At 73.3% G+C, this 25,866-nt stretch carries 22 protein-coding genes; 17 read left to right on the forward strand and 5 right to left on the reverse strand.

From position 1 onward, the window contains the following. Positions 1-24: 24 nt before the first annotated feature. The 10 genes from ACXJKA_RS12260 (at position 25) to ACXJKA_RS12305 (ending at position 13,657) form a co-directional block, all read left to right on the forward strand. Positions 25-1,140: a DUF58 domain-containing protein gene (locus ACXJKA_RS12260; protein ID WP_456825483.1), complete on the forward strand. Its 1,116-nt coding sequence runs from the start codon at positions 25-27 to the stop codon at positions 1,138-1,140. Next, positions 1,137-3,416 carry a transglutaminase-like domain-containing protein gene (locus tag ACXJKA_RS12265; protein WP_456825484.1) on the forward strand — a complete coding sequence of 760 codons (2,280 nt, stop codon included), beginning with the start codon at positions 1,137-1,139 and terminating at the stop codon, positions 3,414-3,416. The genes ACXJKA_RS12260 and ACXJKA_RS12265 overlap by 4 nt, the downstream gene beginning before the upstream one ends. Further along, positions 3,413-4,618 (forward strand): RDD family protein, encoded by a 1,206-nt coding sequence (locus ACXJKA_RS12270; protein WP_456825485.1) that lies wholly within the window; start codon positions 3,413-3,415, stop codon positions 4,616-4,618. Before ACXJKA_RS12265 ends, ACXJKA_RS12270 begins: the two co-directional genes overlap by 4 nt. Positions 4,619-4,634: 16 nt before the next feature. Beyond that, positions 4,635-6,062, forward strand: a complete 1,428-nt coding sequence (locus tag ACXJKA_RS12275; protein WP_456825486.1) for an outer membrane protein assembly factor BamB family protein — start codon at positions 4,635-4,637, stop codon at positions 6,060-6,062. A gap of 33 nt (positions 6,063-6,095) precedes the next feature. Next, the gene (locus tag ACXJKA_RS12280; protein ID WP_456825487.1) at positions 6,096-7,535 is read left to right on the forward strand and encodes an outer membrane protein assembly factor BamB family protein; all 1,440 of its coding nucleotides are present in this window, start codon (positions 6,096-6,098) and stop codon (positions 7,533-7,535) included. A gap of 163 nt (positions 7,536-7,698) precedes the next feature. Then, positions 7,699-9,444, forward strand: a complete 1,746-nt coding sequence (leuA, locus tag ACXJKA_RS12285) for a 2-isopropylmalate synthase (protein WP_456825488.1) — start codon at positions 7,699-7,701, stop codon at positions 9,442-9,444. A 257-nt stretch (positions 9,445-9,701) separates the two neighbouring features. Continuing rightward, positions 9,702-10,151, forward strand: coding sequence for an NUDIX hydrolase (locus tag ACXJKA_RS12290; RefSeq protein WP_456825489.1), 450 nt, complete (start codon positions 9,702-9,704; stop codon positions 10,149-10,151). Between the two features lie 411 nt (positions 10,152-10,562). Further along, positions 10,563-12,080: an HNH endonuclease gene (locus tag ACXJKA_RS12295; RefSeq protein ID WP_456825490.1), complete on the forward strand. Its 1,518-nt coding sequence runs from the start codon at positions 10,563-10,565 to the stop codon at positions 12,078-12,080. Between the two features lie 62 nt (positions 12,081-12,142). After that, positions 12,143-12,874 carry a DNA repair protein RecO gene (gene recO / locus ACXJKA_RS12300; RefSeq protein ID WP_456825491.1) on the forward strand — a complete coding sequence of 244 codons (732 nt, stop codon included), beginning with the start codon at positions 12,143-12,145 and terminating at the stop codon, positions 12,872-12,874. After that, the gene (locus ACXJKA_RS12305) at positions 12,875-13,657 is read left to right on the forward strand and encodes an isoprenyl transferase (protein ID WP_456825492.1); all 783 of its coding nucleotides are present in this window, start codon (positions 12,875-12,877) and stop codon (positions 13,655-13,657) included. Here the strand turns inward: ACXJKA_RS12305 and ACXJKA_RS12310 are convergent. From ACXJKA_RS12310 to ACXJKA_RS12325, 4 genes are read right to left on the reverse strand one after another with little or no spacing between them, the layout of a single operon-like run. Next, on the reverse strand, positions 13,642-14,205 hold the full coding sequence (locus ACXJKA_RS12310; protein WP_456825493.1) for a DedA family protein: 564 nt from the start codon (positions 14,203-14,205) through the stop codon (positions 13,642-13,644). The genes ACXJKA_RS12305 and ACXJKA_RS12310 overlap by 16 nt on opposite strands. A 9-nt stretch (positions 14,206-14,214) precedes the next feature. After that, the gene (locus ACXJKA_RS12315; protein WP_456825540.1) at positions 14,215-15,123 is read right to left on the reverse strand and encodes a metal ABC transporter permease; all 909 of its coding nucleotides are present in this window, start codon (positions 15,121-15,123) and stop codon (positions 14,215-14,217) included. Between the two features lie 41 nt (positions 15,124-15,164). Beyond that, positions 15,165-15,941: a metal ABC transporter ATP-binding protein gene (locus ACXJKA_RS12320; RefSeq protein ID WP_456825494.1), complete on the reverse strand. Its 777-nt coding sequence runs from the start codon at positions 15,939-15,941 to the stop codon at positions 15,165-15,167. Continuing rightward, complete coding sequence (locus ACXJKA_RS12325; protein WP_456825495.1) at positions 15,938-16,855, reverse strand: metal ABC transporter substrate-binding protein; 918 nt, start codon at positions 16,853-16,855, stop codon at positions 15,938-15,940. Before ACXJKA_RS12325 ends, ACXJKA_RS12320 begins: the two co-directional genes overlap by 4 nt. A 159-nt stretch (positions 16,856-17,014) precedes the next feature. Between ACXJKA_RS12325 and ACXJKA_RS12330 the strand changes: the two genes are divergently transcribed. The 6 genes from ACXJKA_RS12330 to dusB all read left to right on the forward strand — a co-directional run bounded on the left by ACXJKA_RS12330 (position 17,015) and on the right by dusB (position 23,368). Then, positions 17,015-18,400 (forward strand): glycine--tRNA ligase, encoded by a 1,386-nt coding sequence (locus tag ACXJKA_RS12330; RefSeq protein WP_456825496.1) that lies wholly within the window; start codon positions 17,015-17,017, stop codon positions 18,398-18,400. Between the two features lie 128 nt (positions 18,401-18,528). Continuing rightward, positions 18,529-19,479 (forward strand): ABC transporter ATP-binding protein, encoded by a 951-nt coding sequence (locus ACXJKA_RS12335; protein WP_456825497.1) that lies wholly within the window; start codon positions 18,529-18,531, stop codon positions 19,477-19,479. After that, entirely contained in the window at positions 19,476-20,270 is a 795-nt protein-coding gene (locus tag ACXJKA_RS12340) for an ABC transporter permease (protein ID WP_456825498.1), read from the forward strand. The genes ACXJKA_RS12335 and ACXJKA_RS12340 overlap by 4 nt, the downstream gene beginning before the upstream one ends. A gap of 50 nt (positions 20,271-20,320) precedes the next feature. Next, on the forward strand, positions 20,321-21,550 hold the full coding sequence (locus tag ACXJKA_RS12345; RefSeq protein ID WP_456825499.1) for a sensor histidine kinase: 1,230 nt from the start codon (positions 20,321-20,323) through the stop codon (positions 21,548-21,550). Next, on the forward strand, positions 21,547-22,158 hold the full coding sequence (locus tag ACXJKA_RS12350; protein WP_456825500.1) for a response regulator: 612 nt from the start codon (positions 21,547-21,549) through the stop codon (positions 22,156-22,158). The genes ACXJKA_RS12345 and ACXJKA_RS12350 overlap by 4 nt, the downstream gene beginning before the upstream one ends. Positions 22,159-22,183: 25 nt before the next feature. Continuing rightward, positions 22,184-23,368: a tRNA dihydrouridine synthase DusB gene (gene dusB, locus ACXJKA_RS12355; RefSeq protein ID WP_456825501.1), complete on the forward strand. Its 1,185-nt coding sequence runs from the start codon at positions 22,184-22,186 to the stop codon at positions 23,366-23,368. 4 nt (positions 23,369-23,372) lie between these two features. Here the strand turns inward: dusB and ACXJKA_RS12360 are convergent, their stop codons facing one another. After that, the gene (locus ACXJKA_RS12360) at positions 23,373-24,245 is read right to left on the reverse strand and encodes a carbohydrate kinase family protein (RefSeq protein WP_456825502.1); all 873 of its coding nucleotides are present in this window, start codon (positions 24,243-24,245) and stop codon (positions 23,373-23,375) included. 143 nt (positions 24,246-24,388) lie between these two features. Between ACXJKA_RS12360 and ACXJKA_RS12365 the strand changes: the two genes are divergently transcribed. Beyond that, on the forward strand, positions 24,389-25,831 hold the full coding sequence (locus ACXJKA_RS12365) for an alpha-amylase (protein WP_456825503.1): 1,443 nt from the start codon (positions 24,389-24,391) through the stop codon (positions 25,829-25,831). Positions 25,832-25,866 lie beyond the last annotated feature (35 nt).

Genomic DNA, 25,866 nt, shown 5'->3' on the forward strand with positions numbered 1-25,866 from the left:
CGGGTCTCTCCGGTCGGCTGGGGAGTGGCGGTCGTCGCCCTCCTCGGTCTCGTGCTGGGCCGGTGGTTCGGCTGGCTCGAGCTCGCGGCCATCGGGGCGGCCCTCACGGCGGTGCTCGTCGTGTCGCTGGTGATGACCGCGGGCCGCGCCCGGTACGAGATCCGCCTCGACATGGCGGACCGCCGGGTCAGGGTCGGGGAGCGCGCGGTCGGGCGCGTCGAGGTGAGCAACGTCGCCCGCCGCCGGTCGCTGCCGTCGCGCGTCGAGCTTCCGGTCGGGGCCGCGGTCGCCGAGTTCTCGGTCCCAGCCCTGGCGCCCGGCGCCGAGCACGACGACCTCTTCGCCATCCCCACGGCCCGCCGCGCGGTCATCGTCGTGGGGCCCGTGCGCTCTGTCCGGGGCGACCCGTTTGGCCTCGCGCGTCGCAGCGTGCGCTGGACCCGGCCCGTGGACCTGTTCGTGCACCCGCTGCTCGTCTCGCTGGCTGGCGCGAGCTCTGGCCTGCTGCGCGACCTCGAGGGGCAGTCGACGCGGGACCTGTCCGACTCGGACCTGTCGTTCCACGCGCTGCGCGACTACGTCGCGGGCGACGACCGGCGCTACATCCACTGGCGGACCACCGCGCGCCGAGGCGCCCTCATGGTCAAGCAGTTCGAGGACACCCGCCGCACCCAGACGGCGCTGGTCCTCGCGACCGACCCGCGCGACTACGCCGACGACGACGAGTTCGAGCTCGCCGTGTCGGTCATCGCCTCGGTCGGCGTCCAGACCATCCGCGAGGAGCGCGACCTGGCCGTCCTCGCCGGCCCGGGGAGCCTGCGGGTCGAGACCCCTCCGCTGCTGCTCGACGACTGCTCCGGCATCCAGCTCGCCTCAAGCGGCGCCGGCATGGCCCTGCTCGGCCGGCGCGTGGCGCGCGAGGCGGCGGACGCGTCGGTCGCGATGCTGGTCACCGGCTCGGGTCCGTCCGACTCCGACCGACGCCTCGGCGCACGCCACGTGCCCACGGGCACGCGCACGGTCGTCGTGCGGTGCGAGCGCGGCGCCGACGTCTCGGTCCGCACGCAGGGCTCGCTGAGCCTTGCGACGATCGGCACCCTCGACGACCTGCCCCGGCTGCTGCGGCGGGTGACCGCGTGACGCCTCCTGTTCGCACCGCGAGCCGCGCCACGGTCGACATCGCCTGCCTGGTCGGCACCCTCGCGCTGGCGCTCGTCCCGCTGCTCGCGGTCTACGGCGGCCTCGTCGCGCTGCCCGCGCTCGTCGGCGGGCTGGTGCTCGGCACCGGCGTCGCGGCGCTGGGTGCGGTGCGCCGCTGGTCCGCCCTCACGGTCGTCGCGCTCGTGGTCGTCGTCTTCGTGCTCGCCGGCGGACCGCTCGCGGTGCCGTCGACGACCGTCGCGGGCGTGCTCCCCACGCCGAGCACCGTCGTGGAGCTGGCTCGCGGCGCCGTCACCTCTTGGAAGCAGGTGCTCACGCTCCAGCCGCCGGTCGGCTCGAGCGGGAGCCTGCTGGTCGCCATGCTGCTGCTCGCGCTCGTCGGGTCGGCCGCTGCCGTGTCCGTGGCGCTGCGCGCGCGTCAGGGCGCCGTCGCGGCGACCGCCGCCGTGGTTCCCGTGGCCGGTGTCGTCGCCGCGATCCTGCTGGGCGTCCGCCATCCGTCGGTCCCGCCGATCGTGACGGGCACGGTCCTCGTCGTCGTCCTGCTGGCGTGGTCCTCGTGGCGCGCCGGGCTGCTGCGGGCGCGCCGCGTGGTCGCGACGGGCCTGCTCGCGACGATCGCCGTGGCCGCCGGCGTGCTGGGCGCACCCGCCGTTGCCGGGCCGACGGACCGGTTCGTGGTCCGCGACGAGATCGTTCCGCCGTTCGACCCGCGCGCCTACCCGAGCCCGCTGTCGGCGTTCCGGGAGTTCGTGAAGAAGGACGAGGACGCCAAGCTCTTCACCGTCACCGGGCTGCCGGCGGGCGCGCGGATCCGGCTCGCGACCATGGACCGGTACGACGGCGTCGTGTGGAACGTCGCAGGCGACGGGTCCGCGCAGGCGTCGGGGGAGTTCCGCCGCGTGGGCGACACCATCGACACCACTGTCCGGGGAGAGCCCGCGCACGTCGACGTGCAGATCGACGACCTCACGGGCGTCTGGCTGCCCACCGTGGGGCAGGCGACGTCGTTCGACGTGGCCGACTCCGCCGCGGCGGCGGGCCTGCGCTACAACGACGCGACCGGCGCGGCGGTGCTGACGGACGGCGTGCACCGGGGCCTGCGCTACGGCGTCGACGTCGTCGTCCCGCGCGTCCCCACCACCGACGAGGTGGGCAGCGCCGCGGCGTCCGACATCTCGCAGCCGGAGCTGACCGGCGTGCCGGACGCCGCGACGATCACGGCCGCAGACGTCGCGCGCGACGCAGGCAACCCGGTGCAGATCGCCGAGCAGCTCTCCACCTGGCTGACCGAGCAGGGCTACTTCAGCCACGGCATCGTCGACGCCGGTGACTACGCCTCGCTCTCCGGGCACGGCGCGGACCGGATCACCTCGCTGCTGGCCGGCGACATCATGGTGGGCGACGGCGAGCAGTACGCCGCGGCGATGGCTCTGATGGCCCGGGAGATGGGCCTGCCCGCGCGGGTGGTGCTCGGGTTCGCGCCCGAGGACGCCGCCGCCGGTCCCGTCACCGTGACCGGCAAGGACATCCAGGCGTGGGTCGAGATCAGCTTCCAGGGCTACGGCTGGGTGCCGTTCGACGCCACACCGCCGCCCGAGCAGACGCCGCAGGAGGACGACCAGCAGAAGCCGTCCGAGCCCGACCCGCAGGTGGTCCAGCCCCCGCCCCCGCCGCCGGCCGCGGTGACGCCGCCCGACGAGGACACGGAGCAGCCGCAGACGGACGACCCGGCCTCGGACGACGACGGCAACGCCCAGTGGCTCCGGATCGCCCGCATCGCCGGCGTCGTCTCGATCCCGCTGATCCTCCTGGCGGCTCCGCTGCTGGTGATCGTCGGGCTCAAGGCTCGTCGTCGCCGGCGTCGGCGTCGCAGCCCGGACACCGTCGCGCAGGTCGCCGGCGGCTGGGACGAGGTGCTCGACGTCGCGCGCGACCTGCGCCGCCCGGCCGGAGCCCTGGCAACCCGCAACGAGTCCGCGCGTGCGCTGGCCGCGGCCTTCGCGGACCAGCCGCAGGGCGCACTTGTCGGCTCGCGGGTCGGGGCCCTTGCCCGCTCCGCCGACCAGGCGGTGTTTAGCGCCGGGGACCCGAGCCCGGCGCAGGCCACCGCCTACTGGTCGGACGTGGAGACCACCGTGGAGGCGATGTCGCACAGCGTCGGCTGGCGCCGACGGATGCGGGCGCGCCTCTCGACGGCCTCGCTCCGGTCCGACCGTCGCCGACGGAACCGCCGCCGCAGGGATGCCTCATGACGACGGACGTCCGACCTCAGGGAGTGCACGTGCCCGACAACGGCCACCGGGTCGATCAGGCGGACCCGGCGTCGATGGGACGTCGGTCCGCGGCGACCCTCCTGGACCTCGCGCTCTGGCTCGTCGTGGGCGGCTGGCTCGTGGTCGTCGGCACGGTGCGCGCGCTCGCCGACGCCGGGGAGCCGGACACCGGGTCGCTGCTCCTGGTCCTGCTCGGCGGTGCCTCGGCGACGGTGTTCGTCGTCGGCCAGTGGATCGTGCACGGCCGGTTCGGCTGGACCGTCGGCCGGCTCGCGACGGGCATCCGGACGCTCGACGTCGAGACGCGCCGACCGATCGGGCTCGCCCGGGTGCTGATCCGAGGCCTCGTTCTCGCGGCCGGCGTGCTGGCCCTGGGCGTCGGGTTGCTCGTCGTGCTGCTCTCGCCCCTGTTCGACCGCACGGGTCGACGCCGCGGGTGGCACGACCTCGCCGCCGGGGACGAGGTGCTCGACCTGCGGTCCGCGCGCGGGCAGGGGGGACCGGTGGTTCCTCCGGTGCCGCAGAACCTCGAGCCGCGGCCGGCGGCCCCGGTCCGATCCGCGACGACCGTGCCGGGCTGGGCCGTGTCGACGGTCGCGGGCGGCGGCGACGGCACCGCGCTGCTGGACGAGCTCCTCGACGAGGGACGGCCCTCCGCGCTGGTCCTCGCACCCGTGTCGCCGCAGCGCAGCGGCCCCGACCTGGACACGCGCGCGACGCCCGTGGTCCGGCAGGTCGGGCTCAGCTACGGCCTCGCGCCGGAGCTCGAGATGACCCGCCCCGCGGGGCCGCGCGACGACCTGCTCGCGCAGCCGGTCGACTCGGTCGCGGTGGACCGGGCGGTGGCCGAGCTCGAGCTCTCCGACGGTCGCCGGATCACCGTCGAGCGGACGGCGCTGGTGGGCCGCAACCCGGCGTCGGACGCGGACGTCCAGCTGGTGCGGGTGGTCGACCCCGGACGATCGGTGTCCAAGACGCACCTGCAGATCGGCGTCGAGCCCGGCGGCGTCTGGGTGGCGGACCGCGGCTCCACCAACGGCACGGTGGTCACCCTCCCCGACGGCGCGCAGGTGGTCTGCCGCGTCGACCAGCAGGTTCGGCTGCGCGTCGGCTCGACGGTCGTGTTCGGCGACTGCGCCCTGCGTCTGGTGCGGGCCCCCGGGACGCGCTCCGCGCCCTAGGAACTAGAGTCGGAGCATGGCGGACCGGCGCCTGGCTGCACGGATGCAGCTCGTCGAGATCGAGGATGCCTCGATCACGGCGCCTCGGTCGCGCCACCCCGACGACGAGCCGCCCCCCGGGATCCCCGCCACCACCCACCACCCCGTGCTGCGCTGGTGGCCGCTGGCCGCGGTCGTGGTGGTCTGCCTGGTCGCGGCGACGATGCTCGCGTCTGCAAGGGACCGCGCCTTCGTCGCCCACATCGAGGCCGTGCCCGGCCTGGTGCGGCCGTTGGACGCGGCGCCGGCGCCCCTGTGGGAGGTGCCGGGCCGGACGGCCAACGGGGGGGTGCTCGCTGCCGACGGCGCGCTCGTCGTGGTCGGCGAGGGCAACGACGCGTGGAACGTGACGGCGCACGACCCGACGACCGGTGACGTGCTGTGGACCGTCCCGGTCGGGTCGGCCCCGCGCAGCGGGTTCGAGAGCGGCGGCGTGACGTGCCCGGCCCGGGGCACCGACGTCGGCTCGCTGGTCCTGTGCCTGGTGCCGCAACCGCGGGTCCTGTACTCCGACGACGCGTCGATCCAGGAGGAGCCACGCGTCACGGTCCTGCCGCTGTCCGCCAGCGACGGCACGCGCACGGGCGGCTGGGAGATCCGCGGCGACGTCGTCGGCATCGAGCGGGTGGACGACGACCTCGTCATCGGCCGGCTGGCCCCGGACAACCACCTGGAGGTGCAGCGCCGCAGCGGCCGGTCGGGCGCGGTCGTCTGGTCGTACAGGACGCCGGCCGACATGGCGCAGCTCCTCAGCGCGTCGATGCATGTGCTGCCGCCGATCGTCGTGCTCGACGGCGAGTCGACGATCATCCTCGACGCCGACGACGGTCACACCCTGGTGGCCGGCGCCCGGTTCACCGGGCTCGAGGCCGCGGCTCTCCGCGGCCGGTTCGCGACCTGGGCGCCCGTCGGCGGCGGACACATGCACGACGTCGACGGCGCGGAGCTCTACCGGCTGTCGGGCCTGCCAGCTCAGCTGTCGGCCGACGACGGCTCCGAGCCTGCGCGCGTCGTCGTCGACGAGGGCTCGCAGCTGGTGTCGCTCGACCTGGGCACGGGGACCGAGCAGTGGCGCACCGTGTCGATGCTCGACCCGCGCGTGCTCGTCGGCCACCGGCTCGTGGTGTCGGGAGCCGGGACCTACGGGGTGCTCGACGCCTCGGACGGCCGCGAGCTGTGGTCCGTCGACACCGGCGACGCCCTGGGGTGGGAGCCGCTCTCCGACGGCACCCTGGTCCTGGGTCCGGGCTCCTCGCCCGACGGACGGCCGGAGCTGTGGGGGCGCGCGCTCGCCGACGGGGTGCGGTACTGGGCGGTCCCGCTGCCGGAGCACGTGCGCCATGTCGACGCGGTGGGCGGGCAGCTCGTCGTGCGGACGCCCAGCGACCTGATCATCTACGGCTGACGCGCGGTGGCCCACGGTGGGCTGAAGGCCCCGATGCAGCTCGTGCGGCTCGACGAGGGCGAGACCCTCCCGGACGAGCCCGCGTCCGGACCCGAGCGGTTGCGTGCGTGGGCGGCCCGACGACCCGGCCGCGCGACGTCGGCGGCCGTCGTCGCGCTGCTCGCGCTGGCTGCCGTCGTCGTCGGAGTCCCGCGGTGGGAGGCGACGCAGGAGCGCACCGCCGTGCTGGGCGAGGCGCGGTTCCCCGGCGCCGTCCGATCGCTCCAGGACCCGCCGCGCGTGCGCTGGACGGCTGCCGTCGACGGGTCCGTGGCGCCGCTGCTGGTGGGCGACGTGATCGTCGCGATGGCCGGCCCCTCTCCACAGGGACGTCGGCTCGTGGGGCTGAACGCCGTGGCGGGCGAGCAGCGGTGGTCCGTGCCCCTGGGCGAGCAGCCGTTGCCGGAGAACGTGCTCTGCCGCACCCTGGTCGCCGAGCTCGCGTGCGTGGTCGGCCCGGCTCCGCCCTCCGACCGGCACGTGCTGGTCGCGGGGGAGCCGATCCACGACGACGGCACCGCCGCCCTGCTGGTCCTCGACCCGACCGACGGCACGGTGCTGTCACGCAGCGAGATCCCCGGCTGGGTGGTGGCGACCGCGCAGGCGGGGCCGGACCTGGTGGTCGCCACGTACGCGTGGGGCATGCTCACGGTGCGCCGGATCGACCCGGCGACGGGTGCGGCGCGGTGGCAGACCCAGCGGTGGTCCACCTTCCAGTCGGCGTCGAACGGTCGGGTGTCCCTGGTGGCGGCGGCGGGCCTGGTCATTGCAGCGGGGAACGACGTCACCCTCCTGCTCGACGCGGCGACGGGGGAGCGGCTGCCGCGGCCGAAGGGCTCGACGGTCGCGGACCAGACGCGCCTGCTCGAGGACGGCACGCTGGTACGTACCCGGTACCGCCTGCGCGACGCGGGCGTCGACGCCGTGTCGGAGCTGTCGACCGGGCGCGGCCAGCCGTGGGCGTCGGTGCCCGGGGTGCTCGTCGCACCGGCGACGAGCGACGGGACGTCGGGCCTCGTGTTCGCGGCCGGCGGGCTGGCCGACCAGACGTCCGGCGGACGGGTGCGGGCGTTCGACCGGGCGTCTGCCGCGCAGGAGTGGTTGGCCACGGCGCCGGCACCCGAGGTCGCCGTGGACGCGGCTGGGCGGGTCGTGCTGCGCGGCGGTGGCGGGCTCGTCGGGCTGGACGCCGCGAGCGGCGAGCAGCAGTGGGCGAGGACGTTCGGCCCGTCGATCGGGCGGGTGTTCACGGATGGTCGACGGGTCGCGGTCGAGCACGACGCGTCCGACGGCACGCCGATGCTGTCCGCCGTAGCGCTGGACGACGGCGCTCCGGCCTGGGAGGTCCCGCTCCCCGTCGGCACCACCCGGGTGGTCCGGCTGGGCGGTCAGCTGTACGCCGTGGGGGACGACGCGCTGGTGGCGCTGCGATGAGACCGGGTTGCAGTGCGCCCCGCGTCTGGGGGTACGGTGACTTCGTGCTCGCAGTCACCCTCCTCCTTCTTTGCCGCGACGAGGCCCTCTAGGCCGCATCCTCGTCGCGGTGTCGTGTGTGCCGGCTGACTCCCCGCCGAACCGCCCGAAGGACGAGAAGACCATGACCTACCTGGAGACGAGCGCACAGCAGCCGTCGTCGATGCCGGTGCACAAGTACCGCCCCTTCCACGAGCAGATCCGTGTCGAGCTGCCCGACCGCCGCTGGCCCGACAAGCGCGTCACGCAGGCACCCCGCTGGTGCGCCGTGGACCTGCGGGACGGGAACCAGGCGCTGATCGAGCCGATGAACCCCGCCCGCAAGCTCGAGATGTTCGAGCTGCTGGTGCAGATGGGCTTCAAGGAGATCGAGGTGGGCTTCCCGTCCGCCTCGCAGACCGACTTCGACTTCGTGCGGATGCTCATCGAGGAGGACCGCATCCCGGACGACGTCGTCATCCAGGTGCTGACGCAGGCGCGCGAGCACCTCATCGAGCGGACGTACGAGGCGATCGCGGGCGCCAAGCAGGCGATCGTGCACCTGTACAACTCGACCTCGACCCTGCAGCGGGAGGTCGTGTTCCGCTCCGACGAGGACGGCATCGTCGACATCGCCGTCTCCGGCGCCCGGTTCTGCAAGAAGTACGAGGAGCTCGTCCCGGACACCGACGTGTACTACGAGTACTCGCCGGAGTCGTACACGGGCACCGAGCTGGAGTACGCGCTGCGGATCTGCAACGCCGTGCTCGAGGTGCTGGAGCCGACGCCCGACCGCAAGGTGATCATCAACCTGCCCGCGACGGTCGAGATGGCGACGCCCAACGTCTACGCCGACTCGATCGAGTGGATGAGCCGCAACCTGCGCTACCGCGAGAGCGTCGTGCTCTCGCTCCACCCGCACAACGACCGCGGCACCGCCGTCGCCGCCGCCGAGCTGGGCTACCTGGCCGGCGCCGACCGCATCGAGGGCTGCCTGTTCGGCAACGGCGAGCGCACAGGCAACGTCTGCCTGGTGACCCTGGGCATGAACCTGTTCAGCCAGGGCGTGGACCCGCAGCTGGACTTCTCCGACATCGACCACATCCGCCGCACCGTCGAGCGCTGCAACCAGCTGCCGGTCAACGAGCGGCACCCCTACGGCGGGGACCTGGTGTTCACGGCGTTCTCCGGCTCGCACCAGGACGCGATCAAGAAGGGCCTGACCGCCCTCGAGGCGTCGGCGGAGCGCCAGGGCAAGACGATCGACGACGTCGTGTGGGCCGTCCCGTACCTGCCGATCGACCCGAAGGACGTCGGCCGGTCGTACGAGGCGATCATCCGCGTGAACTCGCAGTCGGGTAAGGGCGGCATCTCCTACCTGATGAAGTCCGAGAAGGACCTGGACCTGCCGCGCCGGCTGCAGATCGAGTTCTCCCAGGTCGTGCAGAAGCACACCGACCAGCACGGCACCGAGGTCACGGCCGACGAGCTCTGGCACATCTTCAACGACGAGTACCTGCCGGTCGAACCGGGCAGCCCCTTCGCGCCGTGGGGTCGGTTCGCGCTGCGCGGCACGCGCGGGACCAGCGTCGAGGACGGGCCCGACACCCTCGAGGTGGACCTCGTCGACCGCGGTGTCCGGCGCACGCTCGAGGGGTCCGGCAACGGTCCCGTCGCGGCGTTCGTCGCGGCCGTGAAGACCCTCGGGGTCGACGTGGCCGTGCTCGACTACGCGGAGCACGCGCTCTCGTCGGGTGGCGACGCCACCGCCGCCGCGTACGTGGAGTGCGCCATCGGCGACGAGATCCTCTGGGGCGTCGGCATCGACCCCTCCATCACGACCGCCTCGCTCAAGGCGATCATCTCGGCCGTGAACCGGCACGAGCGCTGACGTCGGCCGACCCGCGCCGACCTCCTCTCTGCAGTTCGCCCGTTCTCAGCCCCTGCTCTGCCCCGCGGCGGCGACACGCCCGCCGTCCCGGGGCGCGCGCGGCGTCCCGTCGGTAACCCCGACCACGCCACGCGCCACTCGCGCCGCCGACCCTCACCCGCATCTCCGTCACCACCCTCGACGGGAGCGGGCCGACGAGGAGTCGGCGGCGCGAGCCCGTCGGCCATCTCCCACCGGTCCGGTCTACGGTGGCTGCCGTGCGCTTCCAGGTCGTCCCCGCCGCCTACGTCGTCCTTCGTCGCGACGGCGAGGTCCTGCTCCAGCTGCGGCGCGGGACCGGCTACATGGACGGGCACTGGGCGTGTGCGGCTGCCGGGCACGTCGAGCGCGGGGAGTCGGTGATCGCCGCCGCGATCCGCGAGGCGCGCGAGGAGCTGGGGATCGACGTCGCCGCCGCCGACCTCGCCGGGCTCACCGGCATGCACCGATCGAACGGGACCGGCGACCCGATCGACGAGCGCGTGGACTGGTTCTTCGAGTGCCGTCGATGGGCCGGCGAACCCGCGCTTCAGGAGCCCGACAAGGCCGCCGACCTGCGCTGGTTCGCCCTCGGCGCGCTGCCCGACCCCGTCGTGCCGCACGAGCGCGCGGTGCTGGACGCGCTCGCTCACGGGTCCGTTCCGGCGGTCATGACCTTCGGCTTCTGACGCCGGACCGGAGTGCGACGGTGTCTGGCCGGTATGTGGACAGACCGAGCGAATCGAACGTACGTTCGATAGACTAACCCCGTGAGATCCACTCCAGCCGAGGCGACGCGCGATGCGGTGGCGCGGGGCATCTCAGAGTGTGACGCGATTGCGGTTGGCGAGACTGCACCTGGTGACGCAGTGAGCGGTTCCCCTTCGTGCGACCCATCTGGTCGGCCCGGGGTCGCCGTCGATGCGACGGCGTGCACTGAGAGCTCCCGCGACGCGGCCGTCCCGGATGCCAGTGCGGGCCCCCGGGCCGCCGTCACCGCAAGCGCCGCCGTCACCGCAAGCACAGTGGGGCGGTGGTGTCGCGAGCTGATGCGAGGACTCGACGGCCCGACAGAACCGGCCCCCGGTGGGCGAGAGTGGATGGGTTCGGACGTGGCGTCCGGGAACGGCGACCTCGGCGCGGGCGGGGCCGCCGGTCCGAGTGCGGCGCAGGTGGATCTGATCGCTGCGCTGGAGGATCTGAAGTCCGCGGCGTGCGCCCTCCAGGCGGAGGCAGCGGTCGCGCTCGACCGCGCGGAGCGAGACCGACAGGCGCTCGAGGGCGTGCCCGCGAGGCGACGCGGACTGGGTGTCGGCGCCCAAGTGGGCCTGGCGCGCCGCGAGTCGCCCCACCGCGGTGCGGCGCTCCTCGGGGCCGCGAAGGTGTGGCTCGCAGAGATGCCGCACACGTTCAGTGCGCTGCGCGCCGGCCTGCTCTCGGAGCACCGCGCGATGCTGCTCGTCCAGGAGACCGCCTGCCTGGAGGTCGAGGATCGCCGCGAGGTCGACGCCCTGCTCTGCTCAGACCCGTCGGCGTTGGTCGGGTTCGGGACTCGGCAGCTCGCGGTGTCGGCGCGTGGGCATGCGGTGCGGCTCGATCCGGCTGCGGCCGTGCGTCGCGCGCGACGTGCCGAGTCGGAGCGCTGCGTGACCTTGCGGCCCGCCCCGGACACGATGGCCTACCTGACGGCGCTGCTTCCCGTGGCGCAGGGCGTCGCGGTCTACGCGGCCCTCGGTCGGGCCGCCGACTCGGCGTTGGCGTCGCCGGCAGCGCCGGTGCCCCCAGCGTCGCCTACCCAGGGCGCTCTCAATGACGTTCGGAGCGAACATGGGCCGACCGCGAGAGGCGACGACGAACACGCTCTCGAGCGACGAGGTCGCGGGCAGATCATGGCGGACACCCTCGTGGAGCAAGTCACCGGTCAGTCGAGCGCGTCGGCGGTGCCCGTCACCGTGAACCTCGTCGTCAGCGACTCGGCGCTGCTGGGAGCCGGGCACGAGCCAGGGCACCTGCCGGGTGGTGGCCCCGTGCCCGCTCAGGTCGCACGTGAGCTCGTGGCCGCCGGGATCGATGCCGACGCGGCGTGGCTGCGGCGGCTCTACGCCGATCCCGGTGGTGACCTGGTCACGATGACGTCCCGGGCGCGGTTCCACCCCGACGGGTTGGCCGAGTTCCTGCGGATCCGCGACCAGGGGATCTGTCGAACCCCGTACTGCGGAGCACCCGTCCGACACATCGACCACATCGTCCCGGCCGCGGCGGGCGGGCCGACGACCGCCGAGAACGGCGAGGGCCTCTGCGTCGCCTGCAACCTGGCAAAGGAGGCGCCGGGATGGGCGCGCCGCCCGGTCCAACGAGCGGGGCCGGGACACGAGGTCCTGACGACGACGCCCACCGGGCACCAGTACATGAGTCGCGCCCCGAGCCTGCCCACACCGAGCGCGTCGACCGCAGGCGCCGGAGCCCGTCGCGTCCGGCCGCCGGGCGGTCCGGCCGCCACGAGCGAGAGCGACCCGCGTTCGACGATCGGCTCAGCCGCGCGGAAGAGCGACGTGCGGTCCGCGATCGACGTCTGCTTCTCGGGACTCGCCGCCGAGTACGCGGACTTCGCTGCCTGATCGGCGCCGGTCGCTTCCGCGCGCCGACGGAGACTGTGGGTGCCGCGGGGGACAATGAGCGGGTGAGCCTCTACCGCGATGAGGCGATCGTCCTGCGCACCCACAAGCTGGGGGAGGCCGACCGCATCGTCACCCTCCTGACCCGGTCGCACGGCAAGGTCCGTGCCGTCGGCAAGGGTGTGCGCCGCACGACGTCGCGGTTCGGGTCGCGCCTGGAGCCGTTCATGTACGTCGACCTCCAGCTGAGCACCGGCCGCAACCTCGACATCGTCACGCAGGCCGAGACGCTGGGCGCGTTCGGGCGCCGGATCTGCGAGGACTACACGCTCTACACGGCCGGCACGGCGATGCTCGAGACCGCCGACCGGCTGGTCGAGGCGGAGCACGAGCCGTCGCTGCAGCAGTACTGGCTGCTGGTCGGCGCGGTGAAGGCGCTGGCCTACCGCGACCACGCGCCCGGCCTCGTGCTCGACTCCTACCTGCTCCGTGCGCTGGCCGTCGCGGGCTGGGCGCCCAGCTTCACCGACTGCGCGCGCTGCGGCGAGCCGGGTCCGCACTCCGCGTTCGCCGTGGCGTCGGGCGGTGCCGTGTGCCGTGCGTGCCGGCCGCCGGGAGCGGCGGCTCCGGCGCCCGAGACGTTCGAGCTGCTGGCCGCGCTGCTTGCGGGAGACTGGTCCGTCGCCGACGCCAGCGCCGAGCGGCACCGCGGCGAGGGAAACGGCCTGGTCGCCGCGTTCTGCCAGTTCCACCTCGAGCGCCAGCTGCGCTCGCTCCCGATGGTCGAGAGGGTCTGAATGCCGGTCCCACCCCCGCCGCACACCAGCGGCGAACGCGCTCCTGCGATCCCGAAGGAGTTCGTGCCGCGGCACGTTGCCGTCGTCATGGACGGCAACGGCCGGTGGGCCAACGCCCGCGGGCTGCCGCGCACGGCCGGGCACGCCGCCGGCGAGGYGTCGCTGCTCGACGTCGTCGCGGGGGCCATCGAGGTCGGCGTCGAGTACGTGTCGGCGTACGCCTTCTCCACCGAGAACTGGTCGCGGTCGCCCGACGAGGTGCGCTTCCTCATGGGCTTCAACCGGGACGTCCTGCGGCGCCGGCGGGATCTCATGAACTCGTGGGGGGTGCGGGTGCGCTGGGCCGGTCGGCGGCCGAAGCTGTGGCGCTCGGTGATCAACGAGCTCGAGACGGCCGAGGAGCTGACCAGGAACAACTCCACGGTGACGCTGACCATGTGCGTGAACTACGGCGGGCGGGCCGAGATCGCCGACGCCGCGCAGGCCATCGCGCGTGAGGTGGCGGCGGGTCGGGTGAAGCCGGACAAGGTCAACGAGAAGCTGTTCGCGCGCTACCTCGACGAGCCGGACCTGCCCGACGTCGACCTGTTCCTTCGGTCCTCGGGCGAGCAGCGGACGTCGAACTTCATGATCTGGCAGGCGGCCTACGCCGAGCTGGTGTTCCTGGACGAGCCGTGGCCCGACGTCGACCGCCGGCACCTGTGGCGGGCGGTCGAGACCTACGCGCGACGGGACCGCCGGTACGGCGGCGCGGTGGACAAGCCGGGTCAGACCTCGGCCTGAGCGGGGACGTCGAGCTCGCGGCGCGCCCGGCGCAGCAGGCGGCGGCGCACGAGCCATACGATCCCGGCGACGAGTACGACGGCCGCGCCGAGCAGGGCCCAAGGAGACTGCGCGAACAACGCCAGCGCGCCCCACACGGCACCGAACCCGACGGTCGCCCACACGACGGCCCAGACAAGCGCGCCGGGGATCGAGGCGAGCGTGAAGCGCAGGTAGGGCATCTTGATGAGCCCGGCCGAGGCGAAGATCGCCGTCTGCAACCCGATGGTCACGTACGCGAGGGTGACGGCGATCGCCCCCCATCGGCGCACCAGGTCGAGCCCTCGCTGCGCGGTGCGCGTGTCCGTCCACGCCTCGAGGCGCATCATCGTCGCGTGCCACCAGCCGGGGGCGCCCTCGGTCTCGTGCACGGCCTGCGCGCCCCGCACCACCCCCCGACCTGCCCAGTAGGTGGCGTGCGAGCGGGCGAACACGATCGCGAAGAGCACGACGACGGCGATGCCGAGGGAGGCGCCTCCCAGGCCGTAGGCGTCGCGGACGTCGGTCACGGGCCGATTCTACGACGTTGGTGAGGTAGGCCTAACCTCAAGGTCGTCGTGCACGTCGTCCACCAGCAGCACGTCGTCGACCATGTCCGGGTGCGGGTCGCTCGGGGGCTGCGGGCGTGAGAAGAGCGGCCGCAGGCTCGCCGCGACGGCGTAGACCAGGATCGCGAGCACCACGATGGTGGCGCCGGGCGGGATGTCCTGCCAGTACGTGAGCACCAGGCCGACCACGCTGACGACGACGCCGATGATGCTGGCCAGCGTCATGGTCCGGCCGAACGAGCGAGCGAACAGCTGGGCGATCGCCACGGGCACGATCATCAGCGCGCTGACCAGCAGCAGGCCGACGACGCGCATCGCGATCGTCACCGTCAGGGCGGCGATGACCGCGACGATCATCGAGAGGAAGCGCACGGGCAACCCGCTGGCCCGCGCGAACTCCTCGTCGTGGCTGACGGCGAAGAGGGCGGTCCGCAGGCCGATGCCGACGCTGAGCACCAGCGCGGCGAGCCCGGCGGTCCACCACAGGTCGGTGGTCGAGACGGTCGAGATGGAGCCGAACAGGTAGCTGATGAGGTTGGCGTTGGTGCCGCCGGCCACCTTGATGAGCAGCACGCCGCCGGCGATGCCGCCGTAGAACATGAGCGCGAGGGCCAGGTCGCCGCTGGTGCGCCCACGCTCGCGCACGAGCTCGATGATGACGGAGCCGACGATGGCGGCGATGACGGCGCCGGGCACGGCGAGCGCGTCCTGCGGCACCAGCCCGGCCCAGCTGCCGACGAGCCAGCCGAGCGCCACACCGGTGAGGGCGACGTGCCCGATGCCGTCGCCCATGAGGGCCATCCGGCGCTGCACGAGGAAGGTGCCGACGACGGGTGCGCAGGCCCCGACGAGGATGGCGGCGATGAGCGCCCGCTGCATGAGCGGCGAGCTGAGCAGCTCGACCACCTGGTCCCACGCGGTCACGGGTTCACCTCCACCGACAGGGACGGCCCGGAGCGCGGCGGCTCGGGGTCGGGGTGCGCGTGCGTGTGGTCGTGCCACTCCCCGGCGTGCTCGCCGCGGGCGCGGGGCGGGGCGCCGTCGTGCGCGACGCGGCCGTGCCGCAGCACGATCGCGCGGCCGATGAGCGGCGCGAACGGACCCAGCTCGTGCAGGATCACCACGACCGTGGTGCCGGCGTCGTGCAGGCGGCTGATGGTGTCCACGAACGTCGCCTGCGTGGGGATGTCGATGCCCGACGTCGGCTCGTCCAGCACGAGCAGGTCGGGGTCGCGGACGAGCGCCCTGGCGATGAGCACGCGCTGCTGCTGACCGCCGGACATCTCCTGCACCCGCTGGTGCGCCCGGTCGCCCAGCCCGACGTCGGCGAGCGCGGCGAGGGCGCGGCCACGGTGCCCGCGCGGGGGCCGCAGGGACCGGCCGTGCAGCAACCCGGAGGTCACCACCTCGTAGGCGGTGGCGGGGACGCCCGCGGCGGCGGGGAGCCGCTGCGGCACATAGCCGATGCGGTCCCAGGGTGCGGTGGGTCCGAGATCCGTGCCGAACAGCCGCACGCTTCCCGCGGTGCGGGGGATGACGCCGAGCAGGGTGCGCACGAGCGTCGACTTGCCCGACCCGTTGGCCCCGAGCAGGGCCAGCACCTCGCCCGTGGGGACCGCGAGGTCGATGCCGTCGAGGATCGGCTGACCGCCCAGGGTCACGCCGAGGCCGGTCGCCTCGATCACGGGGGTGCTCACGAGCAGGACAATGCCATGCGGAGGGCGTCGAGGTTGCGCTCGGCGATGGAGAAGTAGTCGTCGGCGGGGTCCGCGAGCCCCTCGATGGGGTCCAGGACCGCGCTCTCGATGCCCAGGTCGTGCGCCAGCGTCTCCGAGACCTTCGGGCTCACCAGGCTCTCGAAGAAGATCGTGCTGACGTCCTGGTCGCGCACGATCTTCTCGACCGCGGCGAGGCGCGCAGGGGACGGCTCGGCCTCGGGATCGACGCCGGAGATGCCGACCTGCTCGAGGTCGTACCGGTGCGCGAGGTAGCCGAACGCCTGGTGCGCGGTGACGAAGGTGCGCGTCTCGCACGTGGTCAGGCCCGTGTCGTAGGCCGCGTCGAGGTCCTCGAGCTTCTGGTTCAGCGCTGCGGCGTTCGCGGTGTAGGTGTCCGCGCCCTCTGGGTCGATCGCGCTGAGCTCCGACGCGACATCGTCGACGACCGACGGCAGCCTGCTGGGGTCGAGCCAGAAGTGCGGGTCGAGGGCGCCGTGGTCGTGGTCCTCGTGACCGCGCTCCTCGGCCGGCGTCATCAGCGTCGTGTCGTTCGCGGCGTCGACCACGTGCGCGGGGGAGGTCTGGGCGAYGGCGTCGTCGACGGCGGCCTGGAATCCCGACAGGTAGACGACGAGATCGGCCCGGTCGATGCGCGAGACCTGCGCGGGGGACAGCTCGACATCGTGCGGCTCGGCGCCGGGGGGTGTCAGCGACCGCACGGTCACCCGGTCGCCACCCACCTGCTCGGTGATGAACTGCAGCGGGTAGAACGACGCCATCACGTCGACGGTGCCCTGGGCGACGCCGGGATCGTCCGCGCAGCCGGCCAGCAGCAGCGGGACGAGCGCCAGCGGCGCCAGCAGTCGCCGTCGGCGCCGCGGAATGATGGACATGACGATCATTCTCAGTTGGGCGAGAACCGTTGTCAAAACGGTCCCGGCCGCCGACGGGTAGCCTGGGCAGCGCCTTGTGCCCCACCGCGACGATCGTCGTCGCGGTCCACCCGCCCGCGACACCCAGCCGCGGGCGCCACCACCCTGGAGTGATCGATCGTGGCTGCACCCTCCCGCCTGGATTCCGTCGTCTCCCTCGCCAAGCGGCGCGGGTTCGTCTTCCCGAGCGGTGAGATCTACGGCGGTACCCGGTCCGCATGGGACTACGGACCCCTGGGCGTCGAGCTCAAGGAGAACATCAAGCGCCAGTGGTGGCGGACGATGGTGACCAGCCGCGACGACATCGTCGGCCTGGACTCCTCGGTCATCCTGCCCCGCCAGGTCTGGGTCGCGTCCGGCCACGTCGGCGTCTTCACGGACCCGCTGACGGAGTGCCTGAACTGCCACAAGCGGTTCCGCGAGGACCACATGCTGGAGGAGTTCGAGGAGAAGAAGGGTCGCGCGCCCGAGAACGGCCTGGCCGACATCGCGTGCCCCAACTGCGGCACCCGCGGCCAGTGGACCGAGCCCCGCGACTTCAACATGATGCTCAAGACCTACCTCGGCCCGGTCGAGGACGAGTCCGGCCTGCACTACCTGCGGCCCGAGACGGCCCAGGGCATCTTCGTGAACTTCGCCAACGTGTCGACGACGAGCCGCAAGAAGCCGCCGTTCGGCATCGGCCAGATCGGCAAGTCGTTCCGCAACGAGATCACGCCGGGCAACTTCATCTTCCGCACGCGCGAGTTCGAGCAGATGGAGATGGAGTTCTTCGTCGAGCCCGGCACCGACGAGACGTGGCACCAGTACTGGATCGACCAGCGCACCGACTGGTACGTCGACCTCGGCATCGACCGCAACAACCTGCGCCACTTCGAGCACCCGCAGGAGAAGCTGTCGCACTACTCGAAGCGGACCGTCGACATCGAGTACCGCTTCGGCTTCCAGGGCAGCGAGTGGGGCGAGCTCGAGGGCATCGCGAACCGCACGGACTTCGACCTCAAGACGCACACCGAGCACTCCGGCCAGGACCTCTCGTACTTCGACCAGGCGACGGGCACCCGCTACGTGCCGTACGTCATCGAGCCCGCAGCCGGTCTGACGCGGAGCCTCATGGCGTTCCTCGTCGAGTCCTACACCGAGGACGAGGCCCCCAACACCAAGGGCGGCGTCGACACCCGCACGGTGCTCAAGCTCGACCCGCGACTGGCCCCCGTCAAGGCAGCGGTCCTGCCGCTGTCCCGCAACGAGTCGCTCTCGCCCAAGGCCCGCGACCTGTCCGCCGAGCTCCGCAAGAACTGGAACGTCGAGTTCGACGACGCCGGCGCGATCGGCCGTCGCTACCGCCGCCAGGACGAGATCGGCACGCCGTTCTGCATCACGGTCGACTTCGACACGCTCGACGACCAGGCCGTGACCATCCGGCACCGCGACGACATGACGCAGGAGCGTGTGGCCCTCGACAAGGTCACCGGCTACCTGGCGCAGCACCTCGTCGGCGCCTGACCTCACGCGATCCACGACGCCCGTCCCGTTCGCGGGGCGGGCGTCGTCGTCTCGGCATGACATCCGTCATGCCCGGCTCGTGACGTGCGACGGGGGAGCGGCTCGCGGCCGCCGGTCAGGATCGATCCATGACCTTCACCGACACCCTTCCCACCCCGGCCCCGGCCGGCTCGGGACCGCTGGCGATCGAGCTGCGCGGTCTGCACAAGTCCTTCGGCACCGTGCGTGCCGTCGATGGGATCGACCTGGCGGTCACGCCGGGTGAGGTCGTCGCCTTCCTCGGCCCCAACGGCGCCGGCAAGACGACCACGATCGACATGCTGCTCGGCCTGGCCCAGCCCGACCAGGGTTCGGTGTCGGTGCTCGGGCTCGACCCCAGCCGCGCGATCGCCGAGGGCCGGGTCTCGGCCGTCATGCAGACCGGCGGCCTCCTCAAGGACCTCACGGTGGGCGAGACGGTCGAGCTCACGGCGTCGTTCTTCCGGTCGTCGCGGTCCGCGAGCGAGGTGCTGGGGCGGGCCGGCATCGCGGACATCGCCGACCGCAAGGTGGGCAAGTGCTCCGGGGGCCAGCAGCAGCGGCTCCGGTTCGCGCTCGCGCTGCTGCCCGACCCGGACGTCCTGGTCCTCGACGAGCCGACGACCGGCATGGACGTCGAAGGGCGGCGCGACTTCTGGACCGCGCTGCGTACCGACGCCTCGCGCGGCCGGACGATCCTGTTCGCGACGCACTACCTCGAGGAGGCCGACGCCTACGCCGACCGGATCGTGCTGGTCAGCCACGGCCGGATCGTCGCCGACGGGTCCGCCGCGCAGGTCAAGAACATGGCCTCGGGCCGGCTGGTCACCGCCAACCTGCCGGAGATGACGGCCGCCGAGCGCGCCGCGCTGCAGGGGATCCCCGGCGTGCAGTCCGTCGAGCTGCGCCGCGACCGCGTCCTCGTGCACACGTCGGACTCCGACGGAGTCGCACGCCACCTGCTCACCGCCACCGCGGCGAGCGACGTCGAGATCACCGCCCGCGGGCTCGAGGACGCGTTCCTCGCCCTGACCGGAGACAACAAGGGGAGTGCAGCATGAGCGCCGCCGCCGCGACGGTCACGGCCGTCAAGTCTCAGGACCGGACGCCCCGCACGGGGCTGGTCAACGGCCCGTTCCTGTCCATCGAGCTGCGCCGCCTGGTGCGCAACCGCCGCACGGTGATCTTCACGCTGATCATGCCGCCGGTGTTCTTCCTCATCTTCGGCACCGCCGACGCCTACAAGACGCAGTCGGTGGGCAACGGGAACGTCACGGCCTGGATCATGGTGTCGATGGCGCTGTACGGCGCGATGCTGGCCACGACCAGCGGGGGCGCGAGCGTGTCGGTCGAGCGCTCGCAGGGGTGGACGCGCCAGCTGCGGCTCACGCCGCTGCGGCCGGCCACGTACGTGTTCACCAAGGTGGCTGTCGCCATGGTGCTGGGACTCGCCGCGGTCGTCGTCGTCGCGGCCGTCGGGCTGGCCAGCGGCGCGACGGGCGACGCCGGCGTCCTGATCGAGTCCCTCGCGATCGCGTGGGTCGGGTCGGCCGTGTTCGCCGCCTTCGGCCTGTTCATGGGCTACCTGCTGCCGGCCGAGAACGTCATGCAGATCCTCGGCCCCGTGCTCGCGCTGCTGGCGTTCGCGGGCGGCTTGTTCGTCCCGCTGGGCGACGGGCTCTTCGCGGACATCGCCAAGGTCGTCCCGACGTACGGTCTGGCCGAGCTGGTGCGCGCGCCGCTCACGGGCGAGACCCCGAGCGTCTGGGCCGTCATCAACGTCGTCGGTTGGGCGGCCGTCTTCGTCGGCGGCGCAGCGTGGCGGTTCCGCCGCGACACGGCGCGGGTGTGACCCGCACGCCGACGGATCCCGGTGACCGTCACCCGGCTAGCGTGAGCGCTGTGAGGCGTCGCGCGCAGCCGGGTGACGGCACGTCCGTGCCCGGGGTCGGCGCGTCGCCGCCCGAGAACGAGTGGCCCAGCTGGGGCGGCCGACTCGCGTACGCCTCGGAGGCCGACGGGATCGCCCGGCCGCGCACCCGCAAGGTCATGCGGGTCGTCGGACCGACGATGGGCATCGTCTGGGGAATCTTCCTGCTCCAGCCGTGGCAGGCCGCATGGGACGCCCCGCACGGTGTCGAGCGGACGCTGTCGCTCTGTGCGATCGCTGGGCTCGCCGTGAGCTTCGCGTGGGTGGTCCTCACCCGGGCCGGGCCGCACGGCAGCCGGCTGCCCGACCCGCGCTCCTGGTTCGTGCTCCTCCAGCAGGTGGTCCTGGTCGCGATCGCCTGCATGGCCGCCGACGAGCAGGGCCTGGTCGGCCTCGTCTTCGTCTGCGTGTCCGCGATCTTCCTGCTGCGCGACCCGCGCGCGCTGCTCGTCGCCGTGTTCTCGACCGTCGTCATCCTGGTCGTCCCCCGGATCGTGCCCGGCTGGGACACCATCGACGACCTGGTCATCTCGGTGATCCTGGCCTCTGTCGCCGTCTACGGCTTCACGCAGCTGGTCCAGCGCAACCGGCAGCTGGCGCTCGCGCAGGACGAGGTCGCCGTGCTCGCGGTGGAGCGGGAGCGGGAGCGCATCGCGCGCGACATGCACGACATCCTCGGGCACAGCCTCACCGTGATCGCGGTCAAGGCCGAGCTCGCCGGCAAGATGTTCGACGTCGACGTCGAGCGCGCGAGAGCGGAGATCGCCGAGGTTCAGGGCCTGGCGCGGGCGGCGCTCGCGGACGTGCGCGGCATGGTCTCGGCCACCCGCGCGGTCACGCTGGCCGGCGAGCTGGCCGGCGCGCGGCAGGCGTTCGACTCGGCGGGGGTCGAGGCGGACGTGCCCGGCACCGTCGACCAGGTGCCCGACGACCTGCGCGAGCTGTTCGCCTGGGCGCTGCGCGAGGGGACGACGAACGTGCTGCGGCATGCGGCCGCGTCGCGGGTGCGCGTGACGATGACGTCGGACACCCTCGTCGTCGACGACGACGGGTACGGGCCCGCGAACACCGAGGTGGTGCCCGGCAACGGGCTGCGCGGGCTCTCGGAGCGCGCGAGGCAGGTCGGGGCACACGTCGAGGTCTCCGCGAGCCCGCTGGGCGGCTACCAGCTCCTGGTCACGACGAAGAACGGCGCTCGATGATCCGCCTGCTCCTGGCCGACGACCAGGCCCTCGTCCGCGGAGCCCTCGCGGCGCTGCTCGATCTCGAGTCGGACCTCACGGTGGTCGCCCAGGTGGGCCGGGGCGACGAGGTGCTCGACGCCGCCCGGCAGAACGCCGCCGACGTCGCGCTGCTCGACGTCGAGATGCCGGGCCTGGACGGGATCGCCGCCGCGGCGGAGCTCAAGGCGCGGTACCCGGCGTGCCGCTCGCTCATCGTCACGACGTTCGGCCGCCCCGGCTACGTCCGGCACGCGCTCGACGCCGGGGCCAGCGGGTTCGTCGTCAAGGACACCCCGGCGGAGCAGCTGGCCGACGCCGTCCGCCGTGTGCACCGCGGCCTGCGCGTGATCGACCCGGACCTCGCCGTGGAGTCGCTGACGGTCGGCGCCAACCCGCTGACCGAGCGCGAGCGCGCCGTGCTCGTCGTCGCGGCGACCGGGGGGACCGTGGCCGACATCGCCCGGGAGACGTTCTTGTCCGAGGGGACGGTGCGCAACTACCTGTCGGCGGCGATGGGCAAGACCGGGGGGCGCACGCGCGCCGAGGCCGCCCGGCTGGCGCAGGAGAACGGCTGGTTGCTGGGCTGATCGGGCCGTGAGGGACAATGGGCGCATGACCCTGACGACTCCTGCGGTTCCGGCGCGCTCCGGCGCCGTGCTCCCGCCGTTGCGCATCGGGCCCCTGACCATCGACACCCCCGTGGTCCTGGCGCCCATGGCGGGGGTCACCAACGCCGCGTTCCGCCGCCTGTGCCGCGAGTCCGGCGCCGGGCTCTACGTCGCCGAGATGGTCACGTCCCGCGCCCTGGTCGAGCGCGGGGAGGAGTCGATGCGGATCATCTCGCACGAGCCCGACGAGCGTCCGCGGTCCGTCCAGGTCTACGGCGTCGACCCCGCGACGGTCGGTGCCGCCGTGAAGCTCATCGCGAGCGAGGACCGCGCCGACCACGTCGACCTCAACTTCGGCTGCCCGGTGCCCAAGGTCACGCGCCGCGGCGGGGGAGCGGTGCTGCCCTGGAAGCGGGACCTGTTCCGCAACATCGTCACGGCCGCGGTCGACGCGGCGAGCCCGTACGGCGTCCCGGTCACCGTGAAGATGCGTAAGGGCATCGACGACGACCATCTCACGTACCTCGAGGCCGGACTGGTCGCGCAGGAGGTCGGCGTCGCCGCCGTCGCGCTGCACGCCCGCACCGCCGCCGACTACTACTCCGGCACGGCCGACTGGGACGCGATCGCGCAGCTCAAGCAGACGGTCACCGACATCCCGGTCCTCGGCAACGGCGACATCTGGTCCGCCGAGGACGCCCTGGAGATGGTCGAGCAGACCGGCTGCGACGGGGTGGTCGTCGGCCGCGGCTGCCAGGGCCGCCCGTGGCTGTTCGCCGACCTCGCCGCCGCGTTCGCCGGGTCCGACGAGCGCATCACGCCCGGTCTGGGGTACGTCGCGACGATCGTCCGGCGGCACGCCGAGCTGATGGTCGAGCACTTCGGTGACGAGGGCAAGGCGCTGCGCGAGATGCGCAAGCACATGGCCTGGTACTTCAAGGGCTACGTCGTCGGTGGGGAGACCCGTGCCGCCCTCGGGCTCGTGTCGACGATGGCCGAGCTCGACGAGCGACTCGCGCGCCTCGACCTCGAGCAGGGCTACCCGGGCGCCGGTGCCGAGGGGCAGCGCGGTCGCGCCGGCTCGCCCAAGCGCCCGCTGCTGCCGTACGGCTGGCTGGACTCGCGCGAGCTCTCCGAGGAGTTCGCCAAGGCCCTGCACGAGGCCGAGCTGAGCGTCTCGGGCGGCTGACGCCTCAGACGCGCCGGACGGCCACCCCGACCCGGTCGAGGACCGCGGGCGAAGCGGACGGCGCCCCCAGGTCGCGGGTCGTGACGGCGAGCGCGCCGGCGGCGGACGCGCGCGCGAGCGCCCCCTCGACCGGAAGCCCGTCGAGCACGCCGCTGAGCAGTCCCGCGAGGAACGCGTCGCCGGCGCCGTTGGTGTCGACGACGTCGGTGACGGACGCGGCCGGCACCTCGATCCAGCCGTCGGCGTCGAGCGCGAGGGCACCGGCGGCACCGTCCGTGCACACCGCGAGCCGGCACCCGCGGGCGACCGCGTCGGCGAGGTAGGCGCGGGGGTCGGCCAGCCTCGCCGCGCTGACCAGCAGCACGTCCGCGGCCGCGACGAAGTCGCGCTGAAAGTCGGCGACGCCGTCGTCGTCGTGGACGTCGCACCACACGGGGACGCCGGCGGCCCGGGCGGCGGCCAGGAGCGGGCGACTGTGGTCGGCGAGGTCGAGGACGGCGACGTCGATCCCGTCGAACGACGGCACGGGTCCCCGCGCCGGGTCCGGGAGCTCGAGGTAGATCGACACCCGCGAGCCGTCGTCGGCCATGAGGTTGACGTGCCGCTCGGTCGTCTCGACGGGCTGGGCGACCACCGAGATGCGCGGGTGTGCGAGCGCCGCGCGCACCAGCCCTCCCTCCCGGTCGTCGCCGAGCGCGGTCCTCAGCGTGACGTCGACGCCGAGCGCGGCCAGCGTGAGCGCCTTGCCGGCCGACGTCCCGCCGAGGCCGTCGCGGTGGCCGCTCGCGAAGAGCGTCTGCGAGCGCGGCTCGGGGAGGGCGGGGAGTCGCACGAGGGTGTTCCAGGAGGCGGGACCGTTGACGAGGACGCGAGGCACGGCGACCACCCTAGGAGCGGCGTGGTGGTGCCGGGCGCGACGGCACACCAGGAATCACCGTGCTGGTGGGAACCGCCGTCACGTTCTAGGGTGTGGCGTCCTGAAAGTTGCTGCAAGGTTTGCAGCCTCATCCGGTGGTGACGATGACGCACCTGACGGCCCGCGCGACCGCCCTGGTCGGCGCCCTCCTGCTCCTCGCGGCGTGCAGCGGCGCGCCCGAGCCGTCGTCCACTCCGCCGGACGGCGGCGGCCACGACGTCGGCGTCGAGATGTTCCAGTGGACCTGGGACGCGATCGCGACCGAGTGCACCGACCACCTCGGCCCGGCCGGCTACGCGTGGGTGCTCACCAGCCCGCCGCAGGAGCACATCCTGGGCGAGCAGTGGTGGACCGCGTACCAGCCGGTGAGCTACCGGGTGGAGTCGCGGCTGGGCACCCGCGAGCAGTACGCCGCGATGGTGCAGACGTGCCATGACGCGGGCGTCGACGTCTGGGCCGACGCGGTGGTCAACCACATGACCGGCCAGGACGCGCCCGGCATCGGCTGGGCGGGCTCGTCGTACACGCACTACGACTACCCGGGGATCTACACCGACGCCGACTTCCACCACTGCGGCCTGACGACCAACGACGACATCGTCGACTACAAGAACGCCGCGCAGGTGCAGACGTGCGAGCTGGTCAACCTCGCCGACCTGGCCACCGAGACCGACCACGTGCGCTCGACGGTCGTCGCCTACCTGCAGGACCTCCTCTCGCTCGGTGTCGACGGCTTCCGCATCGACGCGGCCAAGCACATGCCGCCGGCCGACATCGCCGCGTTGGTGGCCGAGCTCCCGGAGGGCACCGGCATCGCGCAGGAGGTCATCCGCGGCAGCGGCGAGCCGGTGACGCCCGAGCAGTACACCGGCAACGGGCAGGTCTACGAGTTCGCGTGGGGCAAGGACGTGCAGGGGGTGCTCGCCGGGTCGCCCGGTCTCGCGCTCGACCTGGGCACCACGTCGAGCTACCTGCCCTCCGACGACGCGGTGATCTTCGTCGACAACCACGACACGGAGCGCAACGGCTCGACGCTCAGCTACGCCGACGGAGCCGAGTACGCGCTGGCCAACGTGCTCATGCTCGCGAGCACCTACGGCACGCCGGCCGTCTACACGGGCTACGCCTTCTCCGACCGCGACGCCGGCGCGCCGCAGGACGCCGACGGGCGCGTGCTCGACGCGGCGTGCGGCGACGGCCCCGGCCCGGACGCCGACCTGTCGGACGGCGACTGGGTCTGCCAGCACCGCTGGCCCGCGATCGAGGGCATGGTCGGGTGGCGCAACGTCGTCGGCGACGCCCCGCGGGTCGACGCCTGGTCCGAGGGCGACGCGGTCGCGCTGGGCCGCGGCGAGCGAGGCTTCGTCGTGGTCAACGCGGGCGACGACGAGCTGCGCACGTCGCTGGCCACGAGCCTGCCGGACGGCGACTACTGCGACGTGCTGTCGACGGGCGACTGCGTGGCGTCGTCGGTCGAGGACGGACGCCTCACGGTCACGGTCCCGCCGCGCACCGCCCAGGCCTGGGACGTCGCGCACCGCTCGTGAGACAGGAACGGCCCCGCCGCAGCGGGGCCGTTCCG

It is taken from the genome of Cellulomonas sp. P5_E12, assembly GCF_054049315.1.